Consider the following 6,552-nt stretch of genomic DNA (forward strand, 5'->3'; position numbering starts at 1 on the left):
CCCCGGAAAGTGCTGGAGCGTCGGTAGGAGGGGCGTGCGCTAGGGGGTGGGCGCCTTTGTCAGACCTCCGGAGAATGTGAACAGGATCGCTGCCGCCACTTCCGCCACCGGCGTGTTCGGGGTGAACAGCAGCCATTCCAGCCCGCCCATGAGCGTGGCCCCGAAAATGCCGCCGGCCATCAGCAGCCGGCTGCTCTCGGTCGTACCTGCAGGAACCAGCGGCAGCAGGGCCGTGCCAATCTCCGCCACGGCCTCGCGCCGCAGCGCCGACATCGTGTTTTGCCAGACCCTGTCGGTGCGGAAAATCTCCGCCGCCATCATCTTGGCCAGCGCCCGGTTGTCCGCAATCAACGTCAGCATGTCCGTGACCATCGCCTCGATTGCGGCAAACCCGGCCGCCGACTCCCGGGCCGCACGCAGCGTCTCCGACAACGACCCGACCCCCGTGGTCAGCAACTCCTCAAACAGCTTGTCCTTGGACGCAAAGTTGTAGTACACGCTGCCCTTGGCCACACGCGCCCGCTCCGCCACCTCGTCCATGGTGGTGCCGGAAATCCCGTGCGAGGCACCAAGCTCCAGCGCGGCGGCCAGAATGGCCTGTTTGGTGGCGGAGATGCGGGGCACGGGATTTCCTTTGCTCGGGCGGGCGGGGCAGGAGAGGTGGGGCAGGGTGGGGCGGATCAGAACGTACGACGGCGGCCAGCCGGGCTTGCGCTGTTGGCTACATCTCCAGTTCTGGGTGCAGGCGTTTGATTGAGAACACGCGCTGGCGTCCTGCACTGAAGGCGCTGATGGCAACCGAACCAAGGGCCACGACGGCAAGGAAAGCCACCGACACCCACAACCGGGAGTCTATTCCACCAGTCATCAACTCCCTAAGCCCGCTCACCACATAGCTGGCCGGCATGAACGGGTGCAGTGCCTGGAAGAAACCAGGAGTGGTTTCCACCGGGTACGTCCCACCCGAGGAACTGAGCATCAGCATCAGCAGCACCAGGCTGGCCACGCGTCCTGCTGCGGTGCCGAAGACAATGATGAACATTTGCTGCAGCGCCAGGAACGTCACGGTTGTCAGGTAGATGAACGCGGCCATGGCCACCGGGTAGGCGGGATTCATGTCCAGCCCCCACAACAGCACAGCCACCATGATGACCACTTGTCCCAAACCGATGGCGAGAGCCGGCAGCAAACCGGTCAGCACACTGCGCAGGCCGTTGGCGCCGGCCGCCAGCGCACGGACGGGAAGCGCGCGCAGCAGCAGCCAGGAAATCAAAGCACCCACAAAGGTGGCCAGCGCAATGAAGAACGGGGCAAAGCCCTCGCCAAAGCTGCCGGATTCATTGGCCCATTGCTTGTTGACCACTACGGGGTTCGCCAGCACCTGCGATTTCTGTCCCAGCAGTGCTGAAGAGTCGTTCGGGACGGCCTGGCCGCCGTCGTGCAACTTGGTGGTGAGTTCATGGCTTCCGGCGGAGAGCTTGTCCGCCCCGTCGGCGAGCGCGGACCCTCCGTTGAGCAGGGTTCCCGTCCCGGTCACTAGATCGGAGGTACCGCCACTGAGCGTGCCGGCCCCGGATGCGAGTGCTGCGGCGCCGTCCTTGGCTGTGTCGGCCCCGGAGGACAGTGCACTGGCACCGCCGGAGACCTTCTGCGCACCGGCAGCCAAGTCCGCAGAACCAGTGGCAGCGCCCTGGGCGCCCTCGGCGAGTGCGGTTGCGCCGGCATTCAGCGCCTGCGCACCTTTGGCCAGCTGGTCCGCGCCGGTTGCGGCAGCACCGACGCCTGTACGCAGTGTGGAGACGCCGGTGGAAACTTCCCCGGCACCGGTGGCAAGCTGTGCGGCTCCAGCGGCTAGGGGAGCGGTGCCGTCGGCGGATAGCGAGTTGGCGCCCGCTGCCAGCTGCCCGGCGCCTGTGGCCAACGGCTGAAGGCCCTCGGCTTGCAGCTTCTTCAAGCTGTCCACCAGTGCACTGGCAGGGGTTTCGGCCGGCAGGTTCTCGGCGGTGGCGATGAGGGTGGCCAGCTGGGTAGAGGCCTGGGCGGCCCCTGCCGAGACGGTGTCCGCACTGCCGGCCAGCGTTGCTGCCGAGCCGGAGAGCTTTGCCGCGTTCGCTGACAAGGTGCCCGCACCGGTGGACACCGAGGCTGCACCCGTTTCGAGTTTCTGCGCGCTGGGCACGGCATTGCCCAGTGACGTGGCCAAGTCGGCAGCTCCCGTGGACAGCGTGTTGCTGCCAGCGGCAAGCGAGCCCGCGCCGGTGTTCAAATCGCCCAGGCCCGAGGCCAGCGACTGGGCACCCGTGGACAGTGACGAAGCGCCCGTGTTCAAGGTGGCTGCGCCCCCGGCCAGGGAGGTGATGCCCGTTGACAGCGACGTTGCCCCGTCCGAGAGCTGGAGCGCTCCGTCCTTGAGCGTGAGCGAGCCTGCGGCCAGGTCCTTCATACCCACCACCAGTTTGCCGGCGCCGTCCTTGGCCGTGTCGATGCCGGAGGTGACCTTCGCGGAACCGTCCGCCGCGGCGCGCAGCCCATCACCGGCGTCGTGCAATCCAACGAGAAGTGCCGAGGAGGTTTGCTCGCCCAGCTGCTCGGACACGGCGTCGCGGACCTGGCCCATGGCCTGCTTGCCCAGAACGCTGGAGAGGAAATTGTTGGAGTCGTTGAACTCGACGTCGAGCTGGGTTTGCGCGGGGGCGTCCGTGCCAACCGAGACGGCGTTCTTGGAGAAGTCCGCGGGGATGGTGAGGGCGAAGTAGTACTTGCCGTCGGCGACCCCGGATGCGGCATCCGCAGCGTCGGTCTGCTCCCACTTCAAGTCCATGCCGTCCAGCAGCTTCGTGCTCAGGTCCTGGCCGGCGTGGACCGCCTCGCCATTGTTCGTGGCACCGGCGTCCTCATTGACGAGGGCCACGGGCAGGGAGTCCATGTGCTTGTCCGGGGCCTGGAACGCCCACAGGTACAGGGCGCCGTAGATCAGCGGGATGAACAGCATGACGGCCACGGCGATTTTCGGCAGTTTGCCGCGCTTGAACCGGCTCAGTTCCGTGCCGGGGGATAGAAAGGCAAACATTTAGACGCTCTCCTTGATGAGTTCGTGCAGGGGTGTGGTTTCGATGCTGTCCGTGTCGATTCCGTGCACGACGGCGGCACCCGGGGCAGCGCTGTCGGCTGCGGTGCTCCCGGCATCCGTGCCTTTGGGTTCGACGCTGATATCGATGATGTGGGGGCTCATATCCAGGTCTTCCCACAGGGCGGCGTCCAGCGAGGATGCGGACACCACCACATCCGTGCGCTTGGCGGCCACGGCGGCCAGCCGGTGCCAGACGATGGCGCGGGAGTCGCTGTTGCGAATCTGCTCAATGTCGTCGACGAACAAGACCTTGGGGCGCCCCATCATGGCCAGGGCGATGCGCAGCAGGAACTTCTCCGTTTCGTCGAGGTCCCAGATGAGCGTGCTGGCAGCCGGGATGGGCTGCCCGCCAAAGATGGGGGCACAGATTTGGGCAACGGCGTCGTCGTTGAGCTTGCGCACAACGGACCACCAAGGCGAGAGCCACGCAAGGCGCTCGCGGAGGGTGGCGCCCACGGTAACGGACTCTTCTAGGCTGTCAATGCCGGAGAATCCTGCCACGGCGCTGAGCTTTTGGACGGCGCGGAGCTGGCGGGGGAGTTCAAGCCCTGCCACGAGCAGCGTGCCGGCGTCGTGCTTCATGCGGCCGGCCAGGGTGAGCAGTAGTGAGGTTCGCCCGCTTCCGGCATCGCCGCGGAGGACGGAGAGTCCGCTGTCGAGGTTGAAGGTGAGTGGGCCGTAAACGGGGCCGCGCCCTGCTGACAGCGCAAGGTTGTTGGCATGAATCTGCACAGTGGTTCCTTTGGTGGATGATCCGGCGCGGAGTAACTCCTGCGTGGACCTTTCGGATTGGTGGTCCGGCCGCCGTGTGCTGCGGGGGACTGTCATTTATCCATCTTTATACTGACTGGTCAGTTTAGCAAATTGGCGAGCGTGATTCTGGCTGTCCACGGTGCCAAGGTGCGCCCTATCCGGGCTTCCAGTGATTTGGTTTAAACTGCCTTACAGTGAGGCTTGACACAACCAAACACCAGTAGCGTGAAAAGAGGTCCTGCAGTGCCGCTCTTTGAAGGCATCACCGCCACCACCGTCCACACCGACCGCCTGGCCGCCAACGTCCTTGCCCGTTCCGGGCAGCGAACGGACGGACCGGCCATCGTGTTTGTTCACGGCAACGTCTCCTCATCCCTGTTCTGGCAGCCCATCCTGCTGGCTTTGCCCGATGACGTGAGAGCCTACGCCGTGGACTTGCGCGGCTTCGGCGGCAGTGAAACGGCCCCCGTCGATGCCACCCGGGGCGTGCGGGACTTCAGCGACGACGTCCACTCCGTGGTGCAGGCGCTCGGACTCGGACCAGTACACCTGGTGGGCTGGAGCATGGGCGGTGGCGTCGTGCTGCAATACGCCCTCGACTACCCGGTGGCCAGCATCACGCTGCAGGCACCCGTCTCGCCCTACGGCTTTGGCGGCACCCGCCTGGACGGGACCCGACTCACCGACGACGACGCCGGCACCGGGGGAGGCGGGGCCAACCCGGGCTTCGTGACCGCGCTCGCAGACGGCGACACCAGCCGGGAGAACACCCTTGGGCCGTGGGCCGTCTACAAGGGAACCTACGTTTCCGCCGACTTCACCTCCGAACATGAAGACACGTGGGTTGAGTCAATGCTGACCACCGCGACGGGTGAGGACAACTACCCGGGCGATTCCGTGCCGTCGGAAAGCTGGCCGGGATTTGCCGCCGGAACGCGCGGGGTGTTGAACACCATGGCACCGGGCCACTTTGACGTCTCCGGCATTGCCGAGCTGCCCGCCAAGCCGCCCATTCTGTGGGTGCGCGGTGAAGCCGACGCCATCGTCTCCGACGCCTCCGCCTTCGATCTGAACTTCCTGGGCCAGGCGGGCGTCATCCCCGGCTGGCCGGGCGAGGACGCGGCACCGGCACAGCAGATGGTGGCCCAAACCCGCGCCGTGTTGGAGCGCTACGCGGCCAACGGCGGCAGCTACGCCGAAGAGGTGTTTGCCGGTGCCGGCCACGCGCCGGCACTGGAACAGCCGGAACGGTTCGTGGACCTTCTGCTCCAACACGTCCGCGGCGCAGCCTGACCCGAGCAGCCGCCTGACCCGAACACGGCGCGGCAGCCTAACTCAAGTAGCCGCGGCAGCCTAACTCAAGCAGCCGTGGCGCCGGGGCCCACCAGCGACGGTGCGGCCCCGGCGTCGTGCTTCCGAGAAGGGGTGACTAGGAGGGGCAGCGCTTAATTTGGTCAGGTTTGAGAGAATTGTCTGGTGACTGTTACAGATATCCCCTCCAGCGACACCAAAATCGACCTGCCGCCCTTGACGCTCGGCAACATCACGGTGGACACCCCCGTGGTGCTGGCCCCCATGGCCGGAATCACGAACACGGCCTTCCGCAGGCTGTGTCGCGAGCACGGTGGTGGCGTTTTCGTCTCCGAAATGGTCACTTCGCGCGCCCTCGTGGAGCGCACGCCGGAATCGATGCGCCTCATCAGTCACGACGAAGACGAGAAGATCCGCTCGGTGCAGCTGTACGGCGTGGACCCGGAAACCGTGGGCAAGGCCGTGCGGATGCTCGTGGAGGAAGACCACGCCGACCACATCGACCTGAACTTCGGCTGCCCCGTGGCGAAAGTGACCCGGCGCGGCGGCGGGGCTGCCCTGCCCTGGAAGATCGACCTGTTCACCGCGATCGTGCAAACCGCGGTGCGGGAAGCGTCCAAGGGCGGGCTGCCGTTGACCATCAAGATGCGCAAGGGCATTGACGACGACCACTTGACCTACCTCGAAGCGGGCAGGATTGCGCGGGATTCCGGTGTGGCCGCCGTCGCGCTGCACGGGCGCACAGCAAGCCAGTTCTACTCCGGCAAGGCCGACTGGGACGCCATTGCCCGCCTGCGCGAAGCCCTCCCTGACATCCCCGTCCTCGGGAATGGCGACATCTGGAGCGCCGAGGACGCCGTAGCCATGGTGCGTCAGACCGGCGTCGACGGCGTCGTGGTGGGCCGCGGTTGCCAGGGCCGCCCCTGGCTCTTCGGTGACCTCATGGCCGCCTTCGAAGGCAGCGACACCCGCCACAAGCCCGGCCTGGCCGAGGTTGCCGCCGCCGTCTACCGCCACGCCGAGCTGCTCGTTGACACATTCGACGACGAAAACAAGGCCCTGCGTGACATCCGCAAGCACATGGCCTGGTACTTCAAGGGCTACGTGGTGGGCGGGGATCTGCGCGCCCAACTCGCCGCGGTACCCACCCTCGAGGTGCTGCGCGGCTTGCTGGATCAGCTCGACATGGACTCCCCGTACCCCGGCGTTGACGCAGAAGGCCCCCGCGGACGTGCAGGCACACCCAAACGGACCGCACTTCCGGCCGGCTGGCTGGACGAGCGCACCATCAGCGGCTCACAAAAGGTGGAAATCGCTGGCGCCGAACTGGACGTCTCGGGCGGATAAACCAGTCGCAA

5 protein-coding genes are annotated in these 6,552 nt (G+C 66.2%); 2 read left to right on the forward strand and 3 right to left on the reverse strand.

All coding sequences use genetic code 11. The annotated features are described in order from the left end of the window. Positions 1-39: 39 nt before the first annotated feature. The 3 genes from Q4P21_RS09880 to Q4P21_RS09890 form a co-directional block, all read right to left on the reverse strand. On the reverse strand, positions 40-624 hold the full coding sequence (locus Q4P21_RS09880) for a TetR/AcrR family transcriptional regulator (protein WP_303388606.1): 585 nt from the start codon (positions 622-624) through the stop codon (positions 40-42). 97 nt (positions 625-721) lie between these two features. Further along, positions 722-3,070: a YhgE/Pip family protein gene (locus Q4P21_RS09885; protein ID WP_303388607.1), complete on the reverse strand. Its 2,349-nt coding sequence runs from the start codon at positions 3,068-3,070 to the stop codon at positions 722-724. Next, on the reverse strand, positions 3,071-3,862 hold the full coding sequence (locus tag Q4P21_RS09890; protein WP_303388608.1) for an ATP-binding cassette domain-containing protein: 792 nt from the start codon (positions 3,860-3,862) through the stop codon (positions 3,071-3,073). A gap of 264 nt (positions 3,863-4,126) precedes the next feature. Here Q4P21_RS09890 and Q4P21_RS09895 point away from each other — a divergent pair, with 264 nt between their 5' ends. Both Q4P21_RS09895 and dusB read left to right on the forward strand, forming a co-directional pair. Then, positions 4,127-5,176, forward strand: a complete 1,050-nt coding sequence (locus tag Q4P21_RS09895; RefSeq protein ID WP_303388610.1) for an alpha/beta hydrolase — start codon at positions 4,127-4,129, stop codon at positions 5,174-5,176. Between the two features lie 183 nt (positions 5,177-5,359). Continuing rightward, positions 5,360-6,541 (forward strand): tRNA dihydrouridine synthase DusB, encoded by a 1,182-nt coding sequence (gene dusB, locus Q4P21_RS09900; RefSeq protein ID WP_303388609.1) that lies wholly within the window; start codon positions 5,360-5,362, stop codon positions 6,539-6,541. The last annotated feature ends 11 nt before the right edge of the window (positions 6,542-6,552 follow it).

Source organism: Arthrobacter sp., from assembly GCF_030540645.1.
Lineage (GTDB): Bacteria > Actinomycetota > Actinomycetes > Actinomycetales > Micrococcaceae > Specibacter.